Genomic DNA, 26165 nt, shown 5'->3' on the forward strand with positions numbered 1-26165 from the left:
GCCTCGAACTCGCCGTGGCGCGCGGTGCGCTCGGCGAAGGCTTCGCGGCGCCTGCGGCGCGCGCGGCCGGCACGCTGACCGCGCTCGCGCGTGGCGGCGACGTCGAACTGTACGAGCTCGGCGAACCGGGTGCGGAGCCGCGGCTCGCGTCGGTCGGCCGGCCTGACGCGACGCTGTTGCCGGGCGCCGCGCCGCTGCCGTTCGACACGTTCGCGCGTCGCGCGCTGACCGAGAAGTTCGATCTGTGCCAGTTCGAATTCGAGTCGCAGCCCTGGCGTTTCGACCGCGCGACGGTGAAACGCCTGCGCGTGCCGCTCGCGCTCGTCGCGGCGACGCTCGGCGTCGCGGTGATCGGGATGAACCTGCACTGGTGGAAGCTGTCGCGCGAACGCGATGCGCTGTCCGCGCAGATCACCGAGACGCTCTTGTCCGCGTTCCCGAAGACGACGACGGTGCTCGATCCGCCCGCGCAGATGCAGCGCCAGCTCGACCAGCTTCGCCTGGCGGCCGGCGAGTTGTCGCCGAACGATTTCCTCGCGCTGTCGAGCGGGCTGTCGCGGTCGATGGGCGCGCTGCCGCTGAACGGCATCGCGTCGCTCGACTATCACGACCGGCGGCTCGACGTCGGCTTCAAGCCGGAGGTCAAGGTCGATCCCGATTTCACGCAGCGCCTCGCGCGCAACGGACTGTCCGGCGAAGTCGACAGCAACACGGGCAAATGGACGATCCGGAGCCGCTCATGAAAACGGAACAACTGAACCAGACACTGGCCCAGTTCTGGGGCGAACGCTCGCCGCGCGAGAAGACGCTGCTCGGCTGGGGCGGCGCCGTGCTGGCGGTCGCGATTGCGTATTCGGTGCTGTGGTCGCCCGCGCAGGAAGGCCGCGCACGGATCCAGCGCGAGCTGCCGACGATGCGTCACGAGCTTGCGCAGATGACCGCCCAGGCGAACGAGGCGAAGTCGCTGACGGCCGCCGCGCAAGGCGTCGCGCCGACCGGCCTCGCGCTGAAGGATGCACTGACCGCGTCGCTGTCCGATCACGGGCTGCAGGGGGCGCAGGTGCAGATCGTCGGCAACGGCGTGCAGGTGCAGATGAAGAACGTGTCGTTCCCGGCGTGGACCCAGTGGCTCGACGATGCGCGCCGGCAGTTCAAGGTGCAGGTCGGCGAGGCGCACGCGACCGCGCTGAAGGACGACGGCCAGGTCGACCTGACGGCCGTGATGCAACCTTCCGTCCAGAAATAGATGACGGCAGCGGATGATGCAAACGCGGGTCGGCCGATGAGGCCGTGGGCGAAGCGGCTCGTCACGGTATTGCCGTGGGTACTGGCAGGTGGCCTGGCGACGGCGGTGACGCTCGTCGCGCTGGCGCCGGCCGCGTGGATCGCGCCGCAGTTCGCGCGCGCGACCGGCGGACACGTGAATCTCGTCGATCCGGACGGGTCGCTGTGGCACGGCTCGGGCACGCTGATGCTCGCGCCGGGCGCCGACCAGAGCGCGGCGACGCTGCTGCCGGGCCGGGTCGAATGGACCACGCACTTCTGGCCGCTGCTGACCGGCCGCGTGCAGATGCGCATGCGGCAGACCGAGGCGATGCCCGATGCCGTCACGCTCGATGCGACGTGGCGCGGCGCGGTGCTGTCGGCGGGCACGATGGCCGTGCCCGCTTCGCTGCTCGCGGGGCTCGGCACGCCGTTCAACACGCTCGACCTGCAGGGCGACGTGCGGATCGGCTGGAGCGACTGGCGCCTGTTCGGCAACAACGCATTCGGCCAGCTGACGGTGACGATCGACTCGATGAGTTCGCGCGTGTCGCGCGTGAAGCCGCTCGGTTCGTACCGCGCGGTGCTGCAGGCGAAGGGCGCGGGCGCCGATCTCGACCTGTCGACGACGCAGGGCCCGCTGTTCCTCGACGGGCACGGCAACTTCGGCCCTGGGCAGGGATCGTTCCGCGGCACCGCGCATGCGGCGCCCGAACAGCAGGCGAACCTCGCGGGGCTGCTGAATCTGCTCGGCCACCCGATCGGAAACAACGAGGTGTCGCTGATCTTCGGCGACGCGCAGCGCTGACGCGCGCGTCGCCCGTTTTCCTTACTTCTGCGCGAGCGGCGTAGCGGCTGATGGTGCGGTGGCGGCAGGCGCGGCTGCACCGGACGCCGGCACGGGGGCCGGCGCCGCCATGTCGCCGTTCTCGCGCGCCATGTCCGAAGCATCCCAGCCGCCGCCGAGCGCCTTCACGAGTCCGACCGACGACACCATCCGCTGGCCGGCGATCGTCGCGAGCTTCTGCTGCGCGGTGAACGCGGTGGTCTGCGCGGTCAGCACGTTCAGGTACGCGACCGTGCCGGCCTTGTACTGGTTCGTGACGATCGCGAGCGAGTGCTCGGCGCTGTCGACGGCCTGCCGTTGCACGTCGATTTCCTGCGCGAGGATGCGTTGCGACGCGAGGTTGTCCTCGACGTCCTGGAACGCGGTGAGCACCGCGAGGCGATACGCGGCGACGTCCTGGTCGTAGGTCGCGCGCGCGGCGTCGGTCTGCGCGGCGCGCAGCCCTGCATCGAACAGCGTGGCCGCGAGCTGCGGGCCGACCGTCCAGAAACGCGCCGGCAACGTGAACAGCTGCGACCACACCGAGCTCTGGAAGCCGCCGGTGGCCGACAGCGTAAGCGTGGGGAAGAACGCGGCAATCGCGACGCCGATCTGCTCGTTCGCGGCCGCCGCGCGGCGCTCGGCCGCCGCGATGTCGGGCCGGCGCTCGAGGATCGCGGACGGCACGTCGACCGGCGTGATCGGCGGCTCGGCAGCGAGCGGGGCCGGCGGCAGCGAGAAGGTCGACGCCGGTTCGCCGATCAGCGTCGCGATCGCATGCTCGTACTGCGCACGCGCCACACCGTTGTCGATCTGCGCGGCTTGCGCGCTCTGCAGCTGCGTCTGCGCCTGGATCACGTCCGCACGCGCGGCGACGCCCTGGGCGTACTGGTTCTGCGTGAGCTTCAGCGACTGTTCGTACGACTTCACGGTGTCGTCGAGCAGCTTTTGCAGCGCATCGGACGTGCGCAACTGGAAATAGGTTTGCGCGAGCAGCGCCTGCTGCGACAGCCGCGCGTTCGCGAGATCGGCCGCCGCCGCGGCTTCGCCGGCGCGCTGCGCGCTGACGGTGCGGCTCACCTTGCCCCACAGGTTAGGTTCCCAGCTGGCATCGAGGCCGACGCTGTAGCTGTTGTTGATCGACCCGGACGAGCCGCTGCCGAAACTCGACGACGAGCCCGACGACACCGACGTACGCGGCGTGCGGGCACGCGAGCCCGACGCGGTCAGCCCGACGGTCGGGAAATACGCGGCGCGCGCCTCGGTGACGAGCGCGCGCGCCTGCCGGTAGGCGGCCGCCGATTGCGCGATGGTCTGGTTCGATGCGTTGAGCCTGCCGATCAGCGCATCGAGCTGCGGATCGTTGTAGACCGTCCACCACGGGCCGCGATCGGTGCGGTCGGCCGGTTGCGCGACTTTCCAGCCGGCCGGCGCTTCCTTGAACGCGGCGGGGATCGACGTGTCGGGCCGGTGATAGTCGGGCCCGACGGCGCAGCCGGCGAGCAGCACGGCCGTCGCAACGGCGACGGCGGCGCTCAGCGGGCGAAGGGCGCGCGGGAGGGAGGCGTACGGCATCGTGGTTTTCCTGTCTGGGCGTGACGGCCGGCGAGCGGCGCCGCGCGATGCGGTCGTCATGCCGCTGGCGGACAAATGGTAACTGACGGCGGGGAAGCTGCGCAGCCCTAAGGGTACGGTGCGCGAAGGCCGGAATGTGTTACCGGCGCGGCAGGCCGGTTTACCGGCCATTACGGATCGCTTGCGGGAAAACGGGCGTGCGACGACGGCCGCGCAGCAATGCTGCCGGCGCCCGGCCGGATCAGACGGGGAAGCGGGAGCGGTGCGGCGTCAGTGGCAGCGCACCGGCACCGGGATGGTGTCGGCGGCGGACCGCCATGTCGACGGCTCCGTGGCGGCCGGCTGGCTCGTGCGGCGTGCGCCGCCCTTCGCGTTGCGTTGCCGGCGATGATCGAACCAGGCGAACCCGAGCGCCGCGAGCGAGCCGCCCGGCACGACCAGCATCGTCACGTACAGCGCGATCTTCCAGCCGCGGTGCGGCCCGGAAAACACATGATGAGCGGTATCGGTCAGATTGCGGCGCAGCGCGCCGGCGGCATTTTTCAGGGACAGCATCGCGAACATCCTCGGGGTGCCCGGCAGCGCGGGCGAATCGGTCAGAACATCGTCTCCGGCAGTGCAACATGCACGTCGTAACTGGTTGCCTCAAATAATATTGACTAAGCAATCATTTTTCAAGATACTGGGCGCGTTTTAACCTGAAACGCACTATTGCTGCGCGCGCAATCGTATGACCGGCGGCCTTTACGATCCCGAGAACATCGCGCTGGAAACGAGCCTCGGCTATTACCTGTCGAAGGCGAAGCAGGCGCTCGTCGAGCGAATGGACCGTGCGCTCGAGCCGCTCGACCTCACCGCGCAGCAGATCGGCGTGATCCTGCTGTTGTCGCGCGGCTACGCGCGCACGCCGTTCGAGTTGTCGCGCAAGATGTCCTACGACAGCGGCTCGATGACGCGCATGCTGGACCGGCTCGAACGCAAGGGGCTGATCGCACGCTCGCGCAGCGAGCAGGACCGCCGGATGATCGAGCTGACGCTGACCGAGCGCGGCGCCGAAGCAGCCCGCGCGCTGCCGTCGCTGGTCGCGACCGCGCTCAACGCTCAGCTCGAAGGCTTCTCGGCCGACGAACTCGCGACGCTCACCGGCCTGCTGCAGCGCTTCATCGCCAACGGGCCCGGCACGCCCGGCTGCCCGAAGCCCGACGAAGACGCCTGATGCGCGCGGCGGCCCCATGTCTAGGTTAAGCATTCGCTTATTTATCTGTCTGGGCAGAAAATGACAGGACACGTGCTCCGCTTTTTCCCTTTTTCGTTCCACCCGGCCGGGCCGCGCTGCGTCGCACGCCCGTGCGTTGTGCCGGCGCGTTGCGCGCGCCGCATCTAGGAGATTCCGATGTCCGCCACCCCGGCATCCGCCGCCTCCCCCGCCGCCGAACCCGCGCCGCTGTCCGGCGGGACGCTCGCGCTGCTCACCATTGGGCTCGCGCTCGGCACCTTCATGGAAGTGCTCGACACGTCGATCGCGAACGTCGCGGTGCCGACCATCTCGGGCAGCCTCGGTGTCGCGACCAGCGAAGGCACCTGGGTGATCTCGTCGTATTCGGTCGCGTCCGCGATCGCGGTGCCGCTCACCGGCTGGCTCGCGCGGCGGGTCGGCGAGGTGCGGCTGTTCACGCTGTCGGTGCTCGCGTTCACGGTCGCGTCGGCGCTGTGCGGCTTCGCGACCAACTTCGAGACGCTGATCGCGTTCCGGCTGCTGCAGGGCCTCGTGTCGGGGCCGATGGTGCCGCTGTCGCAGACGATCCTGATGCGCAGCTATCCACCCGCGAAGCGCGGGCTCGCGCTCGGGCTATGGGCGATGACGGTGATCGTCGCGCCGATCTTCGGCCCGCTGCTGGGCGGCTGGATCAGCGACAACTACACATGGCCGTGGATCTTCTACATCAATTTGCCGATCGGCATCTTCTCCGCGGCCTGCGCGTATTTCCTGCTGCGCGGCCGCGAGACGAAGACGTCGAAGCAGCGGATCGACGCGATCGGCCTCGCGCTGCTCGTGATCGGCGTGTCGTGCCTGCAGATGATGCTCGACCTCGGCAAGGACCGCGACTGGTTCAACTCGTCGTTCATCGTCGCGCTCGCGCTGATCGCGGTCGTGTCGCTGGCGTTCATGCTCGTGTGGGAGGCGACCGAGAAGGAGCCGGTGGTCGACCTGTCGCTGTTCAAGGACCGCAACTTCGCGCTCGGCGCGATGATCATCTCGTTCGGCTTCATGGCGTTCTTCGGCTCGGTCGTGATCTTCCCGCTGTGGCTGCAGACGGTGATGGGCTACACGGCCGGCAAGGCCGGCCTCGCGACCGCGCCGGTCGGGCTGCTCGCGCTCGTGCTGTCGCCGCTGATCGGCCGCAACATGCACCGGCTCGACCTGCGGATGGTCGCGAGCTTCGCGTTCATCGTGTTCGCGGGCGTGTCGCTGTGGAACGCGACGTTCACGCTCGACGTGCCGTTCAACCACGTGATCCTGCCGCGGCTCGTGCAGGGGATCGGCGTTGCATGCTTCTTCGTGCCGATGACGACGATCACGCTGTCGAGCATTTCCGACGAGCGGCTCGCGAGCGCGTCGGGGCTGTCGAACTTCCTGCGCACGCTGTCCGGCGCGATCGGCACCGCGGCGAGTTCGACATTCTGGGAGAACGACGCGATCTACCACCATGCGCGGCTGTCGGAATCGGTGAGCATCTACGCGCAGAACACGACCGACTACCAGGGCGCGCTCGCGCAGCTCGGCATCGTCGGGCAGACGGCCAATGCGCAGCTGAATCAGCTCGTCACGCAGCAGGGCTTCATGATGGCGACCAACGACTTCTTCCACCTGTCGGCGGGGATGTTCATCGCGCTCGCGGCGCTCGTGTGGATCACGAAGCCGAGGAAGGGTGCGGGGCCCGCGATGGGGCATTGAGCGTGAAAGGGGCGGCCACGACGGCCGCCCTTTTTGTTTCACGGCCCGTTTCCGCGCTCCGCCGCGCTGCCGTCACGCCCTCGCCCGCAACCCGCCGAATGCGAGATCGTCGCCGGGCGCGATCGGCAGCGTCGCCCGCGCGACGTCGAGCCACGCGCGCGCCGCGTGCGACAGGTAGCCCTTCTTCAGCCAGCCGAGCGCGATCGCCCACGTGATTTCCGGCTCGACGATCGGCCGGCACGTGAACTGGCCCGCGTCGAGCCGCCGGCAATACGGCTCGGGCAGCAGCGCGATGCCGACGCCCGCATGGACGAGCGCGGCCATGAAATCCCAGTGGCCGCTGCGGCTCACGATCGACGGCGTGAAGCCGACCTGTCGGCACGCATCGAGCACCGCGTCGTGCAGCGCGAGGCTTTCCGCATAGAACACGAACGATTCGCGCGCGAGATCGGCGAGCGGCACGGCCGCGTGATCCTCCCAGCGCGATTCGCGCGGCGCGACGAGCCACAGCGGCGCGCGCACCATCGGCAGCCGCTCGAACGTGCCGGGATCGACCGGCTCCAGCAGCCCGCCGAGCTCCAGTTCGCCCGACGTCAGCGCGGCCTCGATCATCCGCGCGCCCTGCTCGAACAGCTTCAGCTCGATGTTCGGGTAGCGCTGCTTGTAGGCGGCGATGATCGGCGTGAACAGCGAGCCGCCGAGCGGCGGGATCCCGATCGTCAGCTCGCCGCGGCCGAGCGTGCCGAGATCGTTCAGCTCCGACTGCAGCTGCGCCTGCGCGGCGAGCACGTCCTGGCCGCGCTGGAACACGATCCGCCCCGCATCGGTCAGCACCATCTGCCGGCCGTCGCGCAGCAGCAGCGGCGAACCGATCTCGTCCTCGAGCGCCTTCACCATCTTGCTGATGGTCGGCTGCGTCACGAACAGCTTGTCGGCGGCCGCCGTGAAGCTCTGCTGGCGAACCACCTCGACGAAGTACCGCAGTGCGCGCAATTCCATCGGTGTCTCCCCAAATTGGTGCGGCAATCACAAGCGAATTCCGAATTGGAATGACAAGGATAGAGACAAGTCATTTTATTTATGGTTAGGGGAAACCCTATACTCACACCATCAACGCACTATCCGTATGGAGCCCGTCATGACCAAGCCGATCGCCGCCGCCGCCCGCCCTGCCGCTTCGGGCAGCCTCGCGCATACGGGCCGGATCGCGCTGCAGGCCGCCGCGCTCGGCGCGCTGTGGATGGCCGTCGACTGGGCCGTGCGCAAGGTCGGGCTGCCGATTCCGTCCGGCGTGATCGGCCTCGCGGTGCTGCTCGCGCTGCTGTTCTCGGGCCGCGTCGCGCCCGCGTGGGTGAAGGACGGCGCGAACTGGCTGCTGTCCGACATGCTGCTGTTCTTCGTGCCGGCCGCCGTCGCGGCCGTGCAGTACGGCGGGCTGTTCCGCGAGGACGGCTGGCGCATCGCGCTGGTGATGCTCGCCGGCACCGCGTTCGTGATGGTCGCGGTAGCCGTCGCGGTCGATCTCGCCGCGAAGCTCGAACGCCGGCTCGCCGCGCAGCGCGTGTTCGCCGAACGCCGCCGCACGCGCCTGAGCGCCGTGTCCGCGCACTGAGCCGGAGCGGACCATGCTGGCTGCGCTATCGAACCTGTCCGCCGACCAGGCGAATACCGCGATCTCCCTCGGTTGCTTCGTGCTGACGGTCGTGCTGTATTTCGCGTCGAAGCGGCTCTATGCGTACAAGAAGACGCTGCTGTTCTCGCCGCTCGTGTTCGTGCCGGGTGTGCTGGTGCTGCTCGTGCTGGTGACCGGCATCCCGTATTCGGTCTACTTCCGCGATACGCGCTGGCTGATGTGGCTGCTCGGCCCGGCGACGATCGCGTTCGCGGTGCCGATCTATGAGTATCGCGACCTGATCCGCCGGCACTGGCTGTCGCTGTCGGTCGGCGTCGCGGTCGGGATCGCCGCAGGCGTGTGCGGGTCGCTGCTGCTCGCGAAGCTGCTGCACCTGTCGCCCGAACTGCAGCGCTCGCTGATGACGCGCTCGGTGTCGACGCCGTTCGCGCTCGCCGTATCGGACAAGATCCACGCGCCGAAGGATCTCACGGCGCTGTTCGTGATCGCGACCGGCATCTGCGGAATGCTGCTCGGCGAACTCGTGCTCGCGCTGGTGCCGATGCGCACGCGGCTCGCGCGCGGCGCGCTGTTCGGCGCGGCCGCCCACGGTGTGGGCACCGCGAAGGCGCGCGAGATCGGCAGCGAGGAAGGCGTCGTGTCGAGCCTGACGATGATGATCGCGGGCGTCGCGATGGTGCTGATCGCGCCGCTGCTGACGCTGCTGCCGATCTGACACCCCCGCGCCGGGCGGCCGACGCCCGCCCGGCATGCCGCCCCGCGGTGTTCTCCTGGCCCCGTTACCCTGCATCCGGCCGACGCCCGGCCGACAATCGGCTGAGATAGCCGCAAATCCCCCCTCTTTTCCACCCATCGGCCGCGGCCCGGATGCCGAACAATGCATGCTACGAGACATCACGCACGCATTCACATGGCCTCCACGACCGCAAACCCGACCGCCGACAAGCCGGCTTCGTCCGGCAAGTTCAAGCGCATCGCACTCATCGCCATCGTCGCGCTGGGCGCGGCCGCCGCCGCAGCCGGCGGCATGTACGTGTTCCTGAGCAAGGAAGGCGTCGGCCATGCGAGCACGCCCGCCGAGCCGGCGCCGCTTGCCGCGCCGGTGTTCTTCCCGCTCGATCCGCTGACCGTGAACCTGCAGTCGGACGACGGCGCGCAGCACTACCTGCGCGTCGGCCTGTCGCTGAAGCTCACCGACCCGAAGGCGCAGGAGCAGCTGACCGCGCGGATGCCGGAGATCCGCAGCCGGATCCTGCTCGCGCTGTCGAACAAGCATCCCGAGGAACTCGCGACGCCGGACGGCAAACGTTCGCTCGCGAAGGAACTGCGGGACCTGATCGAGCAGCCGACGCAACCGGGCAACCAGCGCGCGAAGGTCGACGACGTGCTGTTCACCGAGTTCGTCGTCCAGTAACGCGGCCGCGAAAGGAGCGCGTATGGGTCACCAGGAGTTCATGTCCCAGGAGGAGGTCGATGCCCTCCTCAAGGGCGTCACGGGCGAAACCGATGCAGTCGACGAGCAGCGCGACACATCGGGCGTCCGCCCCTACAACATCGCGACGCAGGAGCGGATCGTCCGCGGCCGGATGCCCGGCCTCGAGATCATCAACGACCGTTTCGCGCGCCTGCTGCGGATCGGCATCTTCAACTTCATGCGGCGCACGGCGGAAATCTCCGTCAGCCAGGTGAAGGTGCAGAAGTACAGCGAGTTCACCCGCAACCTGCCGATCCCGACGAACCTGAACCTGGTGCACGTGAAGCCGCTGCGCGGCACGTCGCTGTTCGTGTTCGACCCGAACCTCGTGTTCTTCGTCGTCGACAACCTGTTCGGCGGCGACGGGCGCTTTCACACGCGCGTCGAAGGCCGCGATTTCACGGCCACCGAGCAGCGGATCATCGGCAAGCTGCTGAACCTCGTGTTCGAGCACTACGCGACCGCATGGAAGAGCGTGCGGCCGCTGCAGTTCGAATTCGTGCGTTCGGAGATGCACACGCAGTTCGCGAACGTCGCGACGCCGAACGAAATCGTGATCGTCACGCAGTTCTCGATCGAGTTCGGGCCGACGGGCGGCACGCTGCACATCTGCATGCCGTACTCGATGATCGAGCCGATCCGCGACGTGCTCAGTTCGCCGATCCAGGGCGAGGCGCTCGAAGTCGACCGCCGCTGGGTGCGCGTGCTGTCGCAGCAGGTGCAGGCCGCCGAGGTCGAGCTGACCGCGAATCTCGCCGAGATCTCGTCGACCTTCGAGAAGATCCTGAACCTGCGCGCGGGCGACGTGCTGCCGCTGGAGATCGAGGACACGATCACCGCGAAGGTTGACGGCGTGCCGGTGATGGAATGCGGCTACGGAATTTTCAATGGTCAATATGCGTTGCGCGTGCAGAAGATGATCAGCGCGGGCGATACGATGAAGGAAGGTGGATATGAGTGAGCTGAACCAGACGCCCGACGACGACATCCAGGCGATGGCCGACGCGGCCCTCGCGGCTTCGGCCGCCGACGCGCAGGCGGCGCCGGCCGCGGCGGAGGAAGATCCGGGCATGGACGACTGGGCGGCCGCGCTCGCCGAGCAGAACCAGCAGCCGGTGCAGGCCGGCGCAACGGGCGCCGGCGTGTTCCAGCCGCTGTCGAAGGCCGCGTCGACCTCGACGCACAACGATATCGAGATGATCCTCGACATCCCGGTCAAGATGACCGTGGAGCTTGGCCGCACGAAGATCGCGATCCGCAACCTGCTGCAGCTCGCGCAGGGGTCGGTCGTCGAGCTCGACGGCCTCGCCGGCGAGCCGATGGACGTGCTCGTGAACGGCTGCCTGATCGCGCAGGGCGAGGTCGTGGTCGTGAACGACAAGTTCGGCATCCGCCTGACCGACATCATCACGCCGGCCGAACGCATCCGGAAACTGAATCGATGACAGTCGTGAAGCCCGGCCACCGCGTGTGCAACGCGCTTGCAGCGGCGGCGCCAGCCGTCGTCGCATCGCTCGCGTGCGCGCCGGCCGGCGCCGCCGACATGAACGCGGTGAACCACGCCGGTGCGATCGCGTCGAGCGTGATGGTCGGTTCGGCCGCGCCGTCGCTCGGCATCGGCGCAGTGCTGCAAACGCTCGTCGGGCTCGCGGTCGTGATCGGCCTCGTGTTCGCATGCGCATGGCTCGCGCGCCGCTTCGGCTTCCAGCCCGCGCGGCGCGGCGGCCCGCTGAAGGTCGTGTCGAGCGTCGCGGTCGGCACGAAGGAAAGCGCGACGATCGTCGAGATCGGCGACACCTGGCTCGTGCTCGGCGTCGCGCCGGGCAACGTGCGCCTGCTGCATACGCTGCCGGCCGGTTCGGCGGCGGCCACCGCGACGGCGGGCTCGGCCCCGGCCGATGCCGCCGCCGGCGGCGCCCCGTCCGACGGCAGCCTGCCCGGCACGTTCGGCTCGCGGTTCCGCGACGCGCTCGCGGGCGAAGCCGCGAAGCGCCTCGGTCGCGGCAAGGACCGCTGACATGGCGCCGCGCCCTCTTTCCGACCCCGCATTCCAATGAAACACGAATTCCTGCGTCGCGCGGCGCGCGTCGCGCCCGTGCTGATCCTCTGCCTCGCGCCGGCGCTCGCCCATGCGCAGGCGAACGGCCTGCCCGCGTTCAACGCGAGCCCGGGCCCGCACGGCGGCACCACCTATTCGCTGAGCGTGCAGACGATGCTGCTGCTCACGATGCTGTCGTTCCTGCCGGCGATGCTGCTGATGATGACGAGCTTCACGCGCATCATCATCGTGCTGTCGCTGCTGCGCCAGGCGCTCGGCACCGCGACGACGCCGCCGAACCAGGTGCTCGTCGGCCTCGCGATGTTCCTCACCTTCTTCGTGATGTCGCCGGTGCTCGACCGTGCGTACAACGACGGCTACAAGCCGTTCTCCGACGGCTCGATGCCGATGGAGCAGGCCGTGCAGCGCGGCGTCGCGCCGTTCAAGACCTTCATGCTGAAGCAGACCCGCGAGACCGATCTCGCGCTGTTCGCGAAGATCTCGAAGGCCGCGCCGATGCAGGGCCCCGAGGACGTGCCGCTGTCGCTGCTGGTGCCCGCGTTCGTCACGAGCGAGCTGAAGACGGGCTTCCAGATCGGCTTCACGGTCTTCATCCCGTTCCTGATCATCGACATGGTCGTCGCGAGCGTGCTGATGTCGATGGGGATGATGATGGTGTCGCCGTCCACCGTGTCGCTGCCGTTCAAGCTGATGCTGTTCGTGCTGGTCGACGGCTGGCAGCTGCTGATCGGCTCGCTCGCGCAGAGCTTCACGTAAGCCGCGGAGGAACACGCACGATGACGCCCGAACAAGTGATGACCCTCGCCCACCAGGCGATGATGGTCGGCCTGCTGCTCGCGGCCCCGCTGCTGCTGGTCGCGCTCGCGGTCGGCCTCGTCGTGAGCCTGTTCCAGGCCGCGACGCAGATCAACGAGGCGACGCTGTCGTTCATCCCGAAGCTGCTCGCGGTTGCCGCGACGCTCGTGATCGCCGGCCCGTGGATGCTGACGACGATGCTCGACTACCTGCGGCAGACGCTGCTGCACGTCGCGACGCTCGGCGTCGGCTGAGCCGCGCGCAGCACCCGGCGGCAATGTTCTCGGTTACCTACGCGCAGCTCAACGGCTGGCTCACGGCGTTCCTGTGGCCGTTCGTGCGGATGCTCGCGCTCGTCGCGACGGCGCCCGTCGTCGGCCACGCGTCGGTGCCCGTGCGCGCGAAGATCGGCCTGGCCGCGTTCATGGCGCTGGTCGTCGCGCCGACGCTCGGCGCGATGCCGGACGTCACCGTGTTCTCCGCGCAGGGCATCTGGATCCTCGTCACGCAGTTCCTGATCGGCGCCGCGATGGGCTTCACGATGCAGGTCGTGTTCGCGGCCGTCGAGGCGGCCGGCGACTTCATCGGGCTGTCGATGGGCCTCGGTTTTGCGACGTTCTTCGATCCGCACACGAGCGGCGCGACGCCCGTGATGGGCCGCTTCCTGAACGCGGTCGCGATGCTCGCGTTCCTCGCGGTGGATGGCCACCTGCAGGTATTTGCCGCGCTCGCCGCGTCGTTCCAGTCGCTGCCGGTGTCGGCCGACCTGCTGCACGCGCCGGGCTGGCGCACGCTCGCCGCGTTCGGCGCGACCGTGTTCGAGATGGGGCTGCTGCTTGCGCTGCCGGTGGTGGCGGCGCTCCTGATCGCTAACCTCGCGCTCGGCATCCTGAACCGCGCGGCGCCGCAGATCGGCGTGTTCCAGATCGGCTTTCCCGTCACGATGCTCGTCGGGCTGTTGCTCGTGCAACTGATGATCCCGAACCTCGTGCCGTTCGTGTCGCACCTGTTCGACATGGGGCTCGACACGATGGGGCGGGTGCTGATCGGCTGGCGCTAGCCGCATCCGGCCCCGTTCGCCCCCCGTTGCTGGAAAACCCCTAAAGGAATCGCCGGCCCGCGAAAGGTAGCGGAAGGTTTCGCGTCCCTATACTCGTTGTGACGATGCAGCACGCATCGCGCCACACGAATACAACGAACGGAGACGACCCGATGCGACCCATCCTGCGCACCCTCGCCGTGGCAGCCAGCCTGAGCTGCGCGCTTGCCGCTCACCCCGCTTTCGCCGACGACGGCGGCAAGATCACGATCATGGTCGGCGGGATCGCGAAGCTGATCTACCTGCCCGCGCGGCTCACGCAGGAACTCGGCTACTTCAAGGCCGAAGGGCTCGATGTCGAGCTGCTGTCGCAGCCGGCCGGCGTCGACGCCGAGAACGAGCTGCTCGCGGGTGCCGTGCAGGGCGTCGTCGGCTTCTACGACCACACGATCGACCTGCAGAGCAAGGGCAAGGACGTGAAGGCGATCGCCGTGTTCGGCCAGGTGCCGGGCGAAGTCGAAATGGTGTCGACCAAGGCCGCGCCGACGTTCAAGTCGATGGCCGACGCGAAGGGCAAGACGCTCGGCGTGACGGGCCTCGGCTCGTCGACGAGCTTCCTCACCCAATACCTCGCGCTGCAGCACGGCGTGCCGTCCACGCAGTACACGATGCTGCCGGTCGGCGCCGACGCGAGCTTCATCGCCGCGATCAAGCAGGGCCGCATCGATGCCGGCATGACGACCGAGCCGACGGTGTCCGCGCTCGAGAAGATGGGCGACGCGAAGGTGCTGGTCGACATGCGCACCGTCGACGGCACGCGCGCCGCGCTCGGCGGCACCTACCCGGCCGCGAGCCTGTACGTGCAGTCGGCGTGGGCCGATTCGCACAAGGCGGAAGCGACCAGGCTCGCGCATGCGTTCGCGAAGACGATGCAGTTCATCCATACGCACAGCGCCGAGGAGATCGCCGCGAAGATGCCGGCCGACTACCAGAAGGACAAGGCGCTGTACGTGTCCGCCCTGAAGGCGTCGCTGCCGATGTACACGGCCGACGCGAAGATGCCGGCCGACGGTCCGGCGACCGTGCTGAAGGTGCTGTCGGCGTTCAACCCGTCGGTGAAGGGCAAGCACATCGACCTGGCGCGCACCTTCACGAACGATTTCGTGAACGCGAAGTAACGAGCGGCGCCGGCGGCGGCGATCCCGCCGCCGTGCGTTCCCCGTTCCGGTCCGGCTGGCCGGCCCGGCGTCGCCACGATGCGACGCCCTCTTCACCCGCAGGATCCATGCGATGAACCAGGCAGTCTCCCCGAGCACACCGGCGATCGAGTTTCGCAACGTGTCGTGCCGCTTCATTTCGCCGGAAGGCAAAGCCACCGTCGCGCTGCGCGACTTCAGCATGAGCGTCGCGCGCGGCGAATTCATCGCGATCGTCGGGCCGACCGGCTGCGGCAAGTCGACGACGCTGAACCTGATCACCGGGCTGCTCAAGCCCGTGTCGGGCGAAGTGCGCGTGATGGGCCGCCCGGTCGACGGGATCGATCCGCGCATCGGCTTCGTGTTCCAGGCCGACGCGGTGTTCCCGTGGCGCAACGTGATCGACAACGTCGCGGCGGGCCCGCTGTTTCGCGGCCGCTCGAAGGACGTCGCGTATACGCAGGCCGAGGAATGGATCCGCAAGGTCGGCCTCGACAAGTTCACGAAGCACTACCCGCACCAGCTGTCCGGCGGGATGAGGAAGCGCGTCGCGCTCGCGCAGACCTTCATCAACCAGCCGGAAATCCTGCTGATGGACGAGCCGTTCTCCGCGCTCGACATGCAGACCCGCACGCTGATGCAGGACGAGCTGCTGCAGCTCTGGTCCGCGAACAAGGGCTCGGTCGTGTTCGTCACGCACGATCTCGAAGAGGCGATCGCGCTTGCCGACCGCGTGTTCGTGCTGACCGCGCGCCCCGCGACGCTCAAGCGCGTGTACGAGATCGACCTGCCGCGCCCGCGCGTCACGTCGGAGATCCGCTACGACGCGCGCTTCATCGAAATTTCCAAGGACATCTGGCACGACCTGCGCGAAGAAGTGCAGATCGGCTGACGCATACGCCGCACGGCAAGGACAGCAAGGACAGGAGCATGACCGACATGACGCTTCCCCCCACCGCCATTCCGGCGACAACGCTCGAGGACGACGAGCGCGCCGCACAACGCCGGCTGCGCCGCCGGCGCAACCTGATCGTCACGCTGCGGATCGCCGTGCTGGTGATCGTACTGGGCGGGTGGGAACTCGCCGCCCGGCTCAAGTGGATCGATCCGTTCTTCTTCTCGATGCCGTCGCTGATCTTCGACCAGATCCAGGACTGGTTCGTGAACGGCACGTCGCAGGGCCCGCTGCTCACGCAGGTGTGGGTCACGCTCGAGGAAACCGGGATCGGCTTCGTGATCGGCTCGGTCGCCGGCGTGATCTGCGGGATCGTGCTCGGCCGCAACAAGCTGATGGCCGACGTGTTCGGCCTGTACATCCAGATCGCGAACTCGATTCCGCGCGTCGTGCTCGGCTCGATCTTCGTGATCGCGCTCGGCCTCGGGATGGCGTCGAAGATCGCGCTGGCCGTCGTGATGGTGTTCTTCGTCGTGTTCGGCAACGCGTTCCAGGGCGTGCGCGAAGCCGACCGCTACCTGATCGCGAATGCGCAGATCCTCGGCGCATCGCGCCGGCAGATCACCACGGCCGTCGTGATCCCGTCCGCGCTGAGCTGGATTCTCGCGAGCCTGCACGTGAGCTTCGGCTTCGCGCTGGTCGGTGCGGTGGTCGGCGAATTCCTGGGTTCCAAGCAGGGTATCGGGCTGCTAATCTCCACCGCCCAGGGCGCGTTCAACGCGAGCGGCGTGTTCGCGGCGATGATCGTGCTGGCCGTGGTCGCGCTGGCCGCCGACTACCTGCTGACCTGGCTCGAGAAGCGGCTGTTGAAGTGGCGGCCCGCGGCGTTCTGAGCGCCGCCGGCGGACGCCTGACATGACACTCCCGACCGCGCCGGCGACCCCGGCGCGGTTCGGCATTTCGGAGAAGGAGCGCAACAGGATGGCGCACAGCCTGCGCGGGCGGCTGCTGTGGTGGCTGCTGCTGCCGCTCGCGGTATTCGTGCTGATCGCGGGCGCGATGTCGTACGACACCGCGCAGACCACGGCCGGGCTCGTGCAGGACAGCGCGCTCGTCGCGTCCGCGCGCACGATCGGCGAGGACATCGAATGGCGCAACGGCCTGCCGGTCGCCGACGTGCCGCCGGCCGCGCTGGAAATCTTCGAGTCGCCGTCGGGCGATTCGGTGTTCTACAAGGTGATCGACGGCCACGCCCGCCTGCTCGCCGGCAATCCGGCGCTCGACCTGCCCGCGCGGCACGGCGTCGAGCCGACGCTGTACGACACGTCGCTCGACAGCGTGCCGCTGCGCGCGGTGGCCTACGACCGCCAGCTGTACGACGAGGGCCAGGTCGAAACCGTCACGGTGGTCGTCGCGAAGACGACGCGCTCGTACGGCGCGATGGTCGCGACGATCTGGCGGCCGCAGCTCGTGCGCCTGTCGCTGATGCTGGTGCTCGCGGTGGTGCTGGTCTATCTCGGGCTGACGCTGGAGCTGCGCCCGCTGATGAAGCTGAAGGACGACGTCGCCGACCGCGGGCCGATGGAACTCGAGCCGATCCGCCCCGAGCGGCTCCAGCACGAACTGCGGCCGATCGTCGACGCGATCAACCAGTGCATCGCGCGGCTCAACACGCACACGGCCACGCAGCGCCGCTTCATTGCGGACGCCGCACACCAGTTGCGCACGCCGATCGCGGTGCTCGACACGCAGATCCAGTACGCGCAGCGGCGCGGGCACGACGATCCGGAGCTCGCGACGGTGCTCGACAGCATGCAGCGCAGCAGCCGCAAGATGGCCGACGTGACCGACAAGCTGCTGCTGCTCGCGCATGCGGAAGCGACGCCGTCGACGCTGCTGACCCATCGCGTCGACCTCGCGGCCGTGGTGTCGAGCGTGCTGGAGGAGACGATCGTGCTCGCGCAGCGGCGCGACATCGACCTCGGCGCCGATCTCGGCGAGCGGCTCGACGTCGCGGGCAGCGACAGCCTGCTGACCGCGCTGGTGATGAACCTCGTCGACAACGCGGTGCGCTACACGCAGCCGGGCGGCTGCGTGACCGTCTGCGCGCGGCGCGACGGCGACACGATCGTGCTCGACGTGGTCGACAACGGCCCCGGCATCCCGGCCGAAGCGCGGCCGCATGTGTTCAAGCGGTTCTACCGCGTGTCGGCCGACACCGAAGGCTCGGGCCTGGGCCTCGCGATCGTCCGCGAGATCGCGCAGGCGCATGGCGGCGGCGCGTCGCTCGCGCCGGGGGCCGGCAATCGCGGTATCGTCGTGACCGTACGGCTGCCCGCCTACGATTGAAGAGAAAGCCGTCATGAAACTCCTGCTGGTCGAAGACAACGCCGAACTCGCGCACTGGATCGTGACCCTGCTGCGCGGCGAGGATTTCGCGGTCGACTGCGTCGGCGACGGCGAACGCGCCGATACCGTGCTGAAGACCGAACGCTACGACGCCGTGCTGCTCGACATGCGGTTGCCCGGCATCAGCGGCAAGGAGGTGCTCGCCCGGCTGCGGCGCCGCAACGACAACGTGCCGGTGCTGATGCTGACCGCGCACGGCTCGGTCGACGACAAGGTCGACTGCTTCGGCGCGGGCGCCGACGACTACGTCGTGAAGCCGTTCGAGTCGCGCGAACTCGTCGCAAGAATCCGCGCGCTGATCCGCCGGCAGGCCGGCGTCGGCACGACGCAGCTCGTGTGCGGCGATCTCGTCTATGCATTCGGCACGCGCGAATTCCGCTGCGGCGAAACGGTGCTGGCGCTGCGGCGCCGCGAGCATGCGATCCTCGAAACGCTGATGCTGCAGCAGAACAAGACGGTATCGAAGGCGCGGCTGATGGACAGCGTGTTCGCGCTCGACGACGAGCCGAGCGCCGACGCGATCGACATCTACATTCACCGGCTGCGCAAGCATCTCGCGGGCAGCACGGCCGAAATCATCACGCTGCGCGGGCTCGGTTACATCCTGCGCATGAAGAGCACGCAGGACTGACGGGCACGTTCCCGTCGCACGGAACGTCGATTCGTAGCACGAAAGGTCGCCCAGGCCAGCCGGATGCCCGGCAGGCCTGCTTGCGCACGCCTGCCCGATCCGTGATTGTTGCGCGTTCGGTGTTTTCACCGATCCGATTCTTGCGTCCGGGAAAGCGTCGTGAAGGATTGCACGCTCTACGATGCTACGCGTCGGCCCTCTCGCTGTGGCCGGCAAGAGTCGGCATACATTACGTACTGCCAACGACCAGATTTCAATGCGGCAGCTCGGAGGAGACGATCTTGAAACGAAAAACCCTTGCCCTTTCCATCGCGGCGGCTGGCCTGTGTGCCGGCACCCAGGCGCATGCGCAATCGAGCGTGCAGCTCTACGGCCTGATGGACCTGAGCTTTCCGACCTACCGGACCCACGCCGACGCGAACGGCAATCACGTGATCGGCATGGGCAACGAAGGCGAGCCGTGGTTCAGCGGCAGCCGCTGGGGCCTGCGCGGTGCAGAAGACATCGGTGGCGGCACGAAGATCATCTTCCGCCTCGAAAGCGAATTCGTGGTCGCGAACGGCCAGATGGAAGACAGCGGCCAGATCTTCGACCGCGACGCGTGGGTGGGTGTCGAGGACGAGCGCTTCGGCAAGCTGACGGCCGGCTTCCAGAACACGATCGCGCGCGACGCGGCCGCGATCTACGGCGACCCGTACGGCTCCGCGAAGCTGTCGACCGAGGAAGGCGGCTGGACCAACTCGAACAACTTCAAGCAGATGATCTTCTACGCGGCCGGCCCGACCGGCACGCGCTACAACAACGGCATCGCGTGGAAGAAGCTGTTCAGCAACGGCATCTTCGCGAGCGCCGGCTACCAGTTCAGCAACTCGACGCAGTTCGCGACCGGCTCCGCGTACCAGGTCGCGCTCGGCTACAACGGCGGCCCGTTCAACGTGTCGGGCTTCTACAACCACGTGAACAACGGCGGCTTCACGAACCAGACGTTCTCGGTCGGCGGCAACTACACGTTCAGCATCGTGCGCCTGAATGCGGGCTACTTCCGCTACAACGGCGACCAGGGTTCGCTCGGCCAGCGCCACGACGATTCGTGGACGGTGTCGATGAAGATCGCGCCGAAGGGCGCGCTCGACTACGAGCTCGGCTACCAGCAGATGCGCGTCAAGAACGCCGCGAACAACGCGGACGGCTTCACGCCGAACGCGAACCTCGGCGCGTTCAGCCTGACCAACGGTGTCGCCAACGGCTTCAAGGAAACGATCTACGGGTCGGTGTTCTATCACCTGAGCAAGCGCACCGAGGTGTATCTGGCCGGCGACTACATGAAGCTGCATGGCGGCTACACGGTGTCGTCGACGTTCGGCGCGAAGAACCAGCTCGAACTGACGTCGGGCATCCGTACGCGCTTCTGACCTTCAGCGGGGCCCTTCGGGCCCCGCCGCACCCTCCATCCGGGATTCTCCATGCGGGCACGCCGGCGCTTGATGCCGACCGTGCCCTTTTTTTCGTCCTGTTCCCGGTGCCGCCGGCGGCCCCGTGCGACAACCGGCCCGAAACCGCTTGCGGCCCGTCCGGCGGGCGATCGCGGCCGATGCCCGCACGATCGGCTCACATCCGCGCTTGACCTGCGCCGACCGACTCGATAGCGTTTCGGGTTTGCCCGGGCGGCCATTGCCGCCGGTGCCGTGAGCACGCCCGACGTCCTGGCGCGCGCGGCCGGGCTCCGATGGAAAAGACGATGCAGAAACTCGATGCGGCCAGCCCGCAGGCGATGTCGACGGATTTCACCGCCGACAACGTCGCGCGCCTGAAGGCGCTGTTCCCCGAACTCGTGACCGAAGGCCCGGACGGCGCGTCGGTCGACGTCGACGTGCTGAAGGCGCTGATCGGCGAACGCACGGTCGGCGACGCCGACGAGCGCTACGGCTTCCACTGGCACGGCAAGCGCAGCGCGCGCCAGGCCGCGCTCACGCCGTCGACGGGCACGCTGCGGCCCTGCCCCGACGACAGCGTCGCGTGGGACGACACGCGCCATCTCGTGATCGAGGGCGACAACCTCGACGTGATGAAGCTGCTGCACAAGAGTTACGCAGGCAAGGTGAAGCTCGTCTACATCGACCCGCCGTACAACACCGGCAGCGATTTCGTCTATCCGGACGACTTCAGCGACAGCATCCGCCACTACCTGGCGATGACCGGGCAGACCCAGGGCGGCGTGAAGCGCAGCACCAACACCGAGGCGAACGGCCGGTTCCACACCGACTGGCTGAACATGATGTACCCGCGCCTGAAGCTCGCGCACGCGCTGCTGTCGGACGAAGGGCTGATCGCCGTGCACATCGACGAGCACGAAGTGCATGCGCTCGTGCTGATGCTGCGCGAGATCTTCGGCGAGGAGAACGAGCTCGGCGTGGCCGTGTGGGACAAGCGCAACCCGAAGGGCGACGCGCGCGGCGTCGCGTACCAGCACGAATCGCTGGTGCTGTTCGCGCGCAACGCCGAGACGCTGCTCGAACAGGCGCCGCTCAAGCGCCCGAAGCGCAATGCGCAGCGCATGCTCGATGCCGCGCACGACGCGGTGTACCGCAGCGGCAACGCAAAGGACGCGCAGAAGGCCTACCGCGCGTGGATGAAGGCGCAGACCAACCTGTCCGGCGGCGAGGTGATGTACGACCGGCTGTCGGAAGAAGGCCGCGTGTACCGCCTCGTGTCGATGGCCTGGCCGAACAAGAAGAAGGCGCCGGAAGAATATTTCACGCCGCTGATCCACCCGGTCACCGGCAAGCCGTGCGCGATGCCGGCGCGCGGCTGGCGCAACCCGCCCGCGACGATGCAGGCGCTGATCGAGCGCGGCCAGATCGAATTCGGCGCGGATGAAAGCACGCAGCCGCAGCGGATCTACTATCTCGACGAGAACATGTACGAGAACGTGCCGTCGGTGCTGCCGTTCGCCGGCTCCGACGACGCGCTGCTGAAGACGCTCGGCATCCCGTTCGACCTGCCGAAGCCGGTCGACTTCGCGGCGGCCGTGATCGGCTGGTGCACGCGCGGCGACGACATCGTGCTCGACTGCTTCGCGGGCTCCGGCTCGACCGGCCACGCGGTGATGCAGGTGAACGCGACCGACGGCGGCGCGCGCCGCTACATCCTCGTGCAGTTGCCCGAAGCGCTCGATCGCCGCGACAAGACGCAACTGGCGGCCGCCGATTTCTGCGCGAAGCTGAAAAAGCCGCTGACGCTCGCCGAAATCACCAAGGAACGCCTGCGCCGCACCGCGCAGCAGGTCGCGCGCGACTATCCGGAAAGCTATGGCGACCTCGGCTTCCGCGTGTACCGGCTCGACACGACCAACGTGATCGAGTGGGATCCGCGCCGCGACGATTTCGACCACGCGCTGTTCGCGTCCGTCGAACACGTGAAGACCGGCCGCACCGAGGACGACCTGCTCGCCGAGCTGACGCTGAAGCTCGGCCTCGACCTGTGCACGCCGGTCGAGCATCACCAGGTGGCGGGCAAGACCGTGCACCTGATCGGCCGCTCGATCGTCGCGTGCTTCGATGCGCGCATCGCGCGCGACGACGCGGGCCCGCTCGCCGACGGCATCGTCGACCTGCTCGACGCGACCGGCGCCACGCGCGACGTCACGTGCCTGTTCCGCGACAGCGGCTTCGTCGACGACGTCGCGAAGCTCAATCTCGCCGCGCTGCTCGAACAGCACGGCGTGAAGCGCGTGCGGAGCCTGTGATGCGGCTGCATTTCGAAGCGGATCTCGACTACCAGCGCGAGGCGATCGACGCCGTCTGCGACCTGTTTCGCGGGCAGGAATCGTATCGCGGCGACTTCAGCGTGCTCGCGAACGCCGCGCCCGGCACGACGGCCGCCGCGCAAGGCTCGCTCGGCTTCGCGGTGTCGGAACAGGGCGTCGGCAACCGGCTGTCGCTGACCGACGACGCGCTCGCGCGCAATCTCGCCGACGTGCAGCTGCGCGGCGGGCTGCCGCCGTCCGGCCAGCCGGGCTCGCGCGACTTCACCGTCGAGATGGAGACCGGCACCGGCAAGACCTATGTGTACCTGCGCACGATCTTCGAGCTGAACCGCCGCTACGGCTTCACGAAGTTCGTGATCGTCGTGCCGTCGATCGCGATCAAGGAAGGCGTGCACAAGACGCTGTCCATCACCGAGGATCATTTCCGCGCGCTGTACGCGGGCGTGCCGTACGACTACTTCCTGTACGACTCCGCGAAGCTCGGCCAGGTGCGCCACTTCGCGGCGAGCGCGGCGATCCAGGTCATGGTGATGACGGTGGCCGCGATCAACAAGAAGGAAATCAACAACCTCTACAAGGACAGCGAGAAGACCGGCGGCGAGAAGCCGATCGACCTGATCCGCGCGACGCGGCCGATCGTGATCGTCGACGAGCCGCAGAGCGTCGACGGCGGCCTCGAAGGCCGCGGCCGCGAAGCGCTCGCCGCGATGGCGCCGCTCTGCACGCTGCGCTATTCGGCCACGCACGTCGACCGTCACCACATGGTGTACCGGCTCGACGCGGTCGACGCGTACGAGCGCAAGCTCGTCAAGCAGATCGAGATTGCGTCGGCGATCGTCGAGGATGCGCACAACAAGCCGTACCTGCGGCTTGTCGGCGTGTCGAACCGGCGCGGCGCGATCAGCGCGCGCGTCGAGCTGGATGTCGCGACGACGGCCGGCGTGAAGCGCCAGATCGTGACGGCCACCGACGGCGACGATCTCGAACGCCTGACCAGGCGCGCGCTGTATGCGGGGCTGCGGATCGGCGAAGTGCATGCGGTGAAGGGCGCCGAGTACGTCGAGCTGCGCCATCCGGAGGGCGAGGCATTCCTGTCGCTCGGCGAGGCGTTCGGCGACATCGACACGCTCGCCGTGCAGCGCGAGATGATCCGCCGCACGATCCGCGAGCATCTCGACAAGGAGCTGCGCCTCGCGGAGCGCGGCGTGAAGGTGCTGTCGCTGTTCTTCGTCGATTCGGTCGAACGCTATCGCCGCTACGACGAGAACGGCATGCCCGTGAAGGGCGACTACGCGCTGATCTTCGAAGAGGAATATGCGCGCGCGGCGCGCGTGCCGGCCTACCGTGCGCTGTTCGACGGCGTCGACGTCGCGCTCGAAGTCGGGCGCGCACACAACGGCTACTTCTCGATCGACCGCAAGGGCGGCTGGACCGACACGAGCGAAAGCAGCGCGGCGGCGCGCGAGAACGCGGAGCGTGCGTACGGCCTGATCATGCGCGAGAAGGAAGCGCTGCTGTCGTTCGACACGCCGCTGAAGTTCATCTTCTCGCACTCGGCGCTGAAGGAAGGCTGGGACAACCCGAACGTGTTCCAGATCTGCACGCTGCGCGACATCCAGACCGAGCGCGAGCGCCGCCAGACGCTCGGCCGCGGGCTGCGCCTCGCCGTCGACCAGGACGGCGAACGCGTGCGCGACGCCGGCGTAAACACGCTCACCGTGATCGCGACCGAGCGCTACGAGTCGTTCGCGGAGAACCTGCAGAAGGAAATCGAGGCCGATACGGGCATCCGTTTCGGCATCGTCGAGGAACACCAGTTCGCGGCGCTGCCCGTGCAGGAAGGCGACGGGCCCGCGCATGCGCTCGGCATCGAGCTGTCGTGCGTGCTGTGGAATCACCTGCACGAGCAGGGCTACGTCGACGCGCAAGGCAAGGTGCTCGACCGGCTGAAGGATGCGCTGCGCCAGAGCGCGCTGGTGCTGCCCGATGCGTTCGAGATGCTGCGCGCGCCGATCGTCGCGACGCTGCGCAAGCTGTCGGGCCGCTTCGCGGTGCGCAACGCCGACGAGCGCCGCGCGATCGCGTTGCGGCGCGATGCGTCGGGCAAGGCCGTCGTGTTCGGCGACGAGTTCCGCGCGCTGTGGGACCGGATCCGCCATCGCACCGTGTATCGCGTCGAGTTCGACAACGCGAAGCTCGTGCGCGACTGCACGGCCGCGCTGCACGACGCGCCGGACATCGCGCGTGCGCGGCTGCAGTGGCGCAAGGCCGAGATCGACATCGGCAAGGCCGGCATCGAGGCGATCGAGGTGGCCGGCGCCGGCACCGTGCTGATCGACGAAGGCGAGCTGCCGCTGCCCGACCTGCTCACCGAGCTGCAGGACCGCACGCAGCTCACGCGCCGTTCGCTTGCGACGATCCTGGCCGACAGCGGCCGGCTCGACGACTTCCGCGTGAATCCGCAGCAGTTCATCACGGTCGCGGCCGATGCGATCAACCGCTGCAAGCGCCACGCGCTGGTCGCGGGCATCGCGTACCGCAAGCTCGGCGAGCGCCACGTGCATGCGCTCGAATCGTTCGAGAGCGAAGCGCTGACCGGTTACCTGCGCAACCTGCGGCCCGACGCGCAGAAGTCGATTCACGAAGCGGTGGTGTGCGAGACGGACGCGGAGCGTGTATTCGCCGATGCGCTCGAAGCGCACGACGGCGTGAAGCTGTACGCGAAGCTGCCCGCGTGGTTCCGCGTGCAGACGCCGCTCGGCAGCTATCATCCGGACTGGGCCGTACTTGCGGAACAAGACGGCGGCGAGCGGCTGTATTTCGTCGTCGATACGCCGAATACGGACGGCCCCGTGCCGAGCGAACACGAGCGCGCGAAGCTCGCGTGCGGCGAAGCGCATTTCCGTGCGCTGGTCGATGGCGACGGCGCGGCGCGCTTCGTGCGCGTGCGCCAGGCCGACGCGTTGTTCGAGCCTGCGGTGCCGCTGGCGAGCGCCGGGCGGTAAGACGAAGGGGCGGCGATGAGCCGCCCTTTTTTTTAACGTTGATCGGGCCTGCCAGACACCGTCGCGGCGCGCTCTTCACGCGCCGATTTCTCGTCTGTCGTCCACGCGAAAGCTAACCGTATTCTTGCCTGAACGCAGCGCGGTTACGGCTGGTTGCAAATCGGGTCGGCACGACGTTTCCGCGCGGCAGCCGCGTTGCGTTTCCGCCATGAAAAAAGGGCGCCGAAGCGCCCTTTCATCGCATGCGTTCGCCGTGCTTACAGCGTGCGTCCGAATGCGTTGTGATGCGAATGATGCGAATGATGCGTGGACGTCGACGCATGCGCGGGATGGCCATGCGCATGCCCGTGCGTGTGACCGTGGCCCGGCTGCACGCCGGCGCGATCGGCGATCGTGTCCGAGCGGTCGGCCGCGCGCGACAGGCCCTTGTCGCGGTCGCCCGCGTGCATGCCGTTCGAGCTGCTCAGCGCCTGGCCGCTCATGTGGCCGCCGGACATGCCGCCCGCGTTGCCGCCCGAGCCGCCTGCGCCATGACCGCCGCCGTTGCCGCCGGCCGCCGCGTAGGCGGACACCGAGCCGAGCGCGAATAGCGCGGCCATCAGTACGGACAGAGTTCGTTGCTGTTTCATCTTGTGCTCCCTGG

The 26165-nt window shown here is 68.2% G+C and carries 26 protein-coding genes; 22 read left to right on the top strand and 4 right to left on the bottom strand.

What is annotated here, in order from left to right:
* From gspL to BLA15945_RS35915, 3 genes are all read left to right on the top strand, one after another.
* On the top strand, positions 1-743 hold a 743-nt coding region (gspL, locus tag BLA15945_RS35905), incomplete at its 5' end, for a type II secretion system protein GspL (RefSeq protein WP_174994583.1).
* Positions 740-1246 carry a type II secretion system protein GspM gene (gene gspM, locus BLA15945_RS35910; protein ID WP_059236551.1) on the top strand — a complete coding sequence of 169 codons (507 nt, stop codon included), beginning with the start codon at positions 740-742 and terminating at the stop codon, positions 1244-1246. The genes gspL and gspM, both read left to right, overlap by 4 nt.
* Positions 1247-1282: 36 nt before the next feature.
* Positions 1283-2071, top strand: a complete 789-nt coding sequence (locus tag BLA15945_RS35915; protein WP_059236553.1) for a type II secretion system protein N — start codon at positions 1283-1285, stop codon at positions 2069-2071.
* A 21-nt stretch (positions 2072-2092) separates the two neighbouring features.
* On the opposite strand, the gene BLA15945_RS35920 is transcribed toward BLA15945_RS35915, so the two are convergent.
* Together BLA15945_RS35920 and BLA15945_RS35925 are read right to left on the bottom strand one after the other, a co-directional pair.
* Entirely contained in the window at positions 2093-3664 is a 1572-nt protein-coding gene (locus BLA15945_RS35920; protein WP_174994584.1) for an efflux transporter outer membrane subunit, read from the bottom strand.
* Positions 3665-3934: 270 nt separating this feature from the next.
* Positions 3935-4219, bottom strand: a complete 285-nt coding sequence (locus tag BLA15945_RS35925; RefSeq protein ID WP_174994585.1) for a multidrug ABC transporter ATPase — start codon at positions 4217-4219, stop codon at positions 3935-3937.
* 175 nt (positions 4220-4394) lie between these two features.
* On the opposite strand from BLA15945_RS35925, the gene BLA15945_RS35930 reads away from it, so the two are divergent.
* The gene (locus BLA15945_RS35930) at positions 4395-4880 is read left to right on the top strand and encodes a MarR family winged helix-turn-helix transcriptional regulator (protein ID WP_059232826.1); all 486 of its coding nucleotides are present in this window, start codon (positions 4395-4397) and stop codon (positions 4878-4880) included.
* A 177-nt stretch (positions 4881-5057) separates the two neighbouring features.
* A complete protein-coding gene (locus BLA15945_RS35935; protein WP_059232827.1) occupies positions 5058-6620 on the top strand; it encodes a DHA2 family efflux MFS transporter permease subunit in 1563 nt (520 codons plus the stop codon).
* 72 nt (positions 6621-6692) lie between these two features.
* Here BLA15945_RS35935 and BLA15945_RS35940 read toward each other — a convergent pair whose 3' ends face one another.
* Entirely contained in the window at positions 6693-7619 is a 927-nt protein-coding gene (locus tag BLA15945_RS35940) for a LysR family transcriptional regulator (protein ID WP_059232828.1), read from the bottom strand.
* A gap of 139 nt (positions 7620-7758) precedes the next feature.
* Here BLA15945_RS35940 and BLA15945_RS35945 point away from each other — a divergent pair, with 139 nt between their 5' ends.
* The 17 genes from BLA15945_RS35945 to BLA15945_RS36025 all read left to right on the top strand — a co-directional run bounded on the left by BLA15945_RS35945 (position 7759) and on the right by BLA15945_RS36025 (position 25522).
* Positions 7759-8232, top strand: coding sequence for a CidA/LrgA family protein (locus BLA15945_RS35945; protein ID WP_059236555.1), 474 nt, complete (start codon positions 7759-7761; stop codon positions 8230-8232).
* A 13-nt stretch (positions 8233-8245) separates the two neighbouring features.
* Positions 8246-8968 (top strand): LrgB family protein, encoded by a 723-nt coding sequence (locus BLA15945_RS35950; RefSeq protein WP_059232829.1) that lies wholly within the window; start codon positions 8246-8248, stop codon positions 8966-8968.
* Between the two features lie 162 nt (positions 8969-9130).
* Positions 9131-9667: a flagellar basal body-associated protein FliL gene (gene fliL, locus BLA15945_RS35955; RefSeq protein WP_059232830.1), complete on the top strand. Its 537-nt coding sequence runs from the start codon at positions 9131-9133 to the stop codon at positions 9665-9667.
* Positions 9668-9689: 22 nt separating this feature from the next.
* Positions 9690-10688, top strand: a complete 999-nt coding sequence (gene fliM / locus BLA15945_RS35960; RefSeq protein ID WP_059232831.1) for a flagellar motor switch protein FliM — start codon at positions 9690-9692, stop codon at positions 10686-10688.
* Positions 10681-11172 carry a flagellar motor switch protein FliN gene (gene fliN, locus BLA15945_RS35965; RefSeq protein ID WP_059232832.1) on the top strand — a complete coding sequence of 164 codons (492 nt, stop codon included), beginning with the start codon at positions 10681-10683 and terminating at the stop codon, positions 11170-11172. The genes fliM and fliN overlap by 8 nt, the downstream gene beginning before the upstream one ends.
* Positions 11169-11744, top strand: coding sequence for a flagellar biosynthetic protein FliO (gene fliO / locus BLA15945_RS35970; RefSeq protein ID WP_059232833.1), 576 nt, complete (start codon positions 11169-11171; stop codon positions 11742-11744). The genes fliN and fliO overlap by 4 nt, the downstream gene beginning before the upstream one ends.
* 36 nt (positions 11745-11780) lie before the next feature.
* Positions 11781-12542, top strand: coding sequence for a flagellar type III secretion system pore protein FliP (gene fliP, locus BLA15945_RS35975; RefSeq protein ID WP_059232834.1), 762 nt, complete (start codon positions 11781-11783; stop codon positions 12540-12542).
* Positions 12543-12562: 20 nt separating this feature from the next.
* Positions 12563-12835, top strand: a complete 273-nt coding sequence (gene fliQ / locus BLA15945_RS35980) for a flagellar biosynthesis protein FliQ (RefSeq protein ID WP_006491272.1) — start codon at positions 12563-12565, stop codon at positions 12833-12835.
* Between the two features lie 23 nt (positions 12836-12858).
* A complete protein-coding gene (fliR, locus tag BLA15945_RS35985) occupies positions 12859-13641 on the top strand; it encodes a flagellar biosynthetic protein FliR (protein WP_174994586.1) in 783 nt (260 codons plus the stop codon).
* 152 nt (positions 13642-13793) lie between these two features.
* On the top strand, positions 13794-14798 hold the full coding sequence (locus BLA15945_RS35990; protein WP_059236557.1) for an ABC transporter substrate-binding protein: 1005 nt from the start codon (positions 13794-13796) through the stop codon (positions 14796-14798).
* A gap of 112 nt (positions 14799-14910) precedes the next feature.
* Positions 14911-15708, top strand: a complete 798-nt coding sequence (locus BLA15945_RS35995; RefSeq protein WP_174994587.1) for an ABC transporter ATP-binding protein — start codon at positions 14911-14913, stop codon at positions 15706-15708.
* Between the two features lie 38 nt (positions 15709-15746).
* Positions 15747-16604: an ABC transporter permease gene (locus tag BLA15945_RS36000; RefSeq protein ID WP_011350459.1), complete on the top strand. Its 858-nt coding sequence runs from the start codon at positions 15747-15749 to the stop codon at positions 16602-16604.
* An 88-nt stretch (positions 16605-16692) separates the two neighbouring features.
* Positions 16693-18060, top strand: coding sequence for a sensor histidine kinase (locus BLA15945_RS36005; protein WP_174994603.1), 1368 nt, complete (start codon positions 16693-16695; stop codon positions 18058-18060).
* Positions 18061-18073: 13 nt separating this feature from the next.
* Positions 18074-18751 (top strand): response regulator, encoded by a 678-nt coding sequence (locus BLA15945_RS36010; protein WP_059232837.1) that lies wholly within the window; start codon positions 18074-18076, stop codon positions 18749-18751.
* A gap of 281 nt (positions 18752-19032) precedes the next feature.
* Positions 19033-20163, top strand: a complete 1131-nt coding sequence (locus tag BLA15945_RS36015) for a porin (RefSeq protein WP_059232838.1) — start codon at positions 19033-19035, stop codon at positions 20161-20163.
* A gap of 314 nt (positions 20164-20477) precedes the next feature.
* Positions 20478-22496: a site-specific DNA-methyltransferase gene (locus BLA15945_RS36020; protein WP_174994588.1), complete on the top strand. Its 2019-nt coding sequence runs from the start codon at positions 20478-20480 to the stop codon at positions 22494-22496.
* Positions 22496-25522: a type III restriction-modification system endonuclease gene (locus tag BLA15945_RS36025; protein WP_174994589.1), complete on the top strand. Its 3027-nt coding sequence runs from the start codon at positions 22496-22498 to the stop codon at positions 25520-25522. The genes BLA15945_RS36020 and BLA15945_RS36025 overlap by 1 nt, the downstream gene beginning before the upstream one ends.
* A 257-nt stretch (positions 25523-25779) precedes the next feature.
* Here the strand turns inward: BLA15945_RS36025 and BLA15945_RS36030 are convergent, their stop codons facing one another.
* Positions 25780-26151 (bottom strand): hypothetical protein, encoded by a 372-nt coding sequence (locus BLA15945_RS36030; RefSeq protein WP_174994590.1) that lies wholly within the window; start codon positions 26149-26151, stop codon positions 25780-25782.
* Positions 26152-26165: the final 14 nt, after the last annotated feature.

The organism is Burkholderia arboris, from assembly GCF_902499125.1.
Taxonomy (GTDB): domain Bacteria; phylum Pseudomonadota; class Gammaproteobacteria; order Burkholderiales; family Burkholderiaceae; genus Burkholderia; species Burkholderia arboris.

What these genes read in the sequence shown, in the direction of transcription:
- gspM (WP_059236551.1), top strand. Translation starts at nt 740, where the DNA reads ATGAAAACGGAACAACTGAACCAGACACTGGCCCAGTTCTGGGGCGAA.
- BLA15945_RS35915 (WP_059236553.1), top strand. Translation starts at nt 1,283, where the DNA reads ATGAGGCCGTGGGCGAAGCGGCTCGTCACGGTATTGCCGTGGGTACTG.
- BLA15945_RS35920 (WP_174994584.1), bottom strand. Translation starts at nt 3,664, where the DNA reads ATGCCGTACGCCTCCCTCCCGCGCGCCCTTCGCCCGCTGAGCGCCGCC.
- BLA15945_RS35925 (WP_174994585.1), bottom strand. Translation starts at nt 4,219, where the DNA reads ATGCTGTCCCTGAAAAATGCCGCCGGCGCGCTGCGCCGCAATCTGACC.
- BLA15945_RS35930 (WP_059232826.1), top strand. Translation starts at nt 4,395, where the DNA reads ATGACCGGCGGCCTTTACGATCCCGAGAACATCGCGCTGGAAACGAGC.
- BLA15945_RS35935 (WP_059232827.1), top strand. Translation starts at nt 5,058, where the DNA reads ATGTCCGCCACCCCGGCATCCGCCGCCTCCCCCGCCGCCGAACCCGCG.
- BLA15945_RS35940 (WP_059232828.1), bottom strand. Translation starts at nt 7,619, where the DNA reads ATGGAATTGCGCGCACTGCGGTACTTCGTCGAGGTGGTTCGCCAGCAG.
- BLA15945_RS35945 (WP_059236555.1), top strand. Translation starts at nt 7,759, where the DNA reads ATGACCAAGCCGATCGCCGCCGCCGCCCGCCCTGCCGCTTCGGGCAGC.
- BLA15945_RS35950 (WP_059232829.1), top strand. Translation starts at nt 8,246, where the DNA reads ATGCTGGCTGCGCTATCGAACCTGTCCGCCGACCAGGCGAATACCGCG.
- fliL (WP_059232830.1), top strand. Translation starts at nt 9,131, where the DNA reads ATGCATGCTACGAGACATCACGCACGCATTCACATGGCCTCCACGACC.
- fliM (WP_059232831.1), top strand. Translation starts at nt 9,690, where the DNA reads ATGGGTCACCAGGAGTTCATGTCCCAGGAGGAGGTCGATGCCCTCCTC.
- fliN (WP_059232832.1), top strand. Translation starts at nt 10,681, where the DNA reads ATGAGTGAGCTGAACCAGACGCCCGACGACGACATCCAGGCGATGGCC.
- fliO (WP_059232833.1), top strand. Translation starts at nt 11,169, where the DNA reads ATGACAGTCGTGAAGCCCGGCCACCGCGTGTGCAACGCGCTTGCAGCG.
- fliP (WP_059232834.1), top strand. Translation starts at nt 11,781, where the DNA reads ATGAAACACGAATTCCTGCGTCGCGCGGCGCGCGTCGCGCCCGTGCTG.
- fliQ (WP_006491272.1), top strand. Translation starts at nt 12,563, where the DNA reads ATGACGCCCGAACAAGTGATGACCCTCGCCCACCAGGCGATGATGGTC.
- fliR (WP_174994586.1), top strand. Translation starts at nt 12,859, where the DNA reads ATGTTCTCGGTTACCTACGCGCAGCTCAACGGCTGGCTCACGGCGTTC.
- BLA15945_RS35990 (WP_059236557.1), top strand. Translation starts at nt 13,794, where the DNA reads ATGCGACCCATCCTGCGCACCCTCGCCGTGGCAGCCAGCCTGAGCTGC.
- BLA15945_RS35995 (WP_174994587.1), top strand. Translation starts at nt 14,911, where the DNA reads ATGAACCAGGCAGTCTCCCCGAGCACACCGGCGATCGAGTTTCGCAAC.
- BLA15945_RS36000 (WP_011350459.1), top strand. Translation starts at nt 15,747, where the DNA reads ATGACCGACATGACGCTTCCCCCCACCGCCATTCCGGCGACAACGCTC.
- BLA15945_RS36005 (WP_174994603.1), top strand. Translation starts at nt 16,693, where the DNA reads ATGGCGCACAGCCTGCGCGGGCGGCTGCTGTGGTGGCTGCTGCTGCCG.
- BLA15945_RS36010 (WP_059232837.1), top strand. Translation starts at nt 18,074, where the DNA reads ATGAAACTCCTGCTGGTCGAAGACAACGCCGAACTCGCGCACTGGATC.
- BLA15945_RS36020 (WP_174994588.1), top strand. Translation starts at nt 20,478, where the DNA reads ATGGAAAAGACGATGCAGAAACTCGATGCGGCCAGCCCGCAGGCGATG.
- BLA15945_RS36025 (WP_174994589.1), top strand. Translation starts at nt 22,496, where the DNA reads ATGCGGCTGCATTTCGAAGCGGATCTCGACTACCAGCGCGAGGCGATC.
- BLA15945_RS36030 (WP_174994590.1), bottom strand. Translation starts at nt 26,151, where the DNA reads ATGAAACAGCAACGAACTCTGTCCGTACTGATGGCCGCGCTATTCGCG.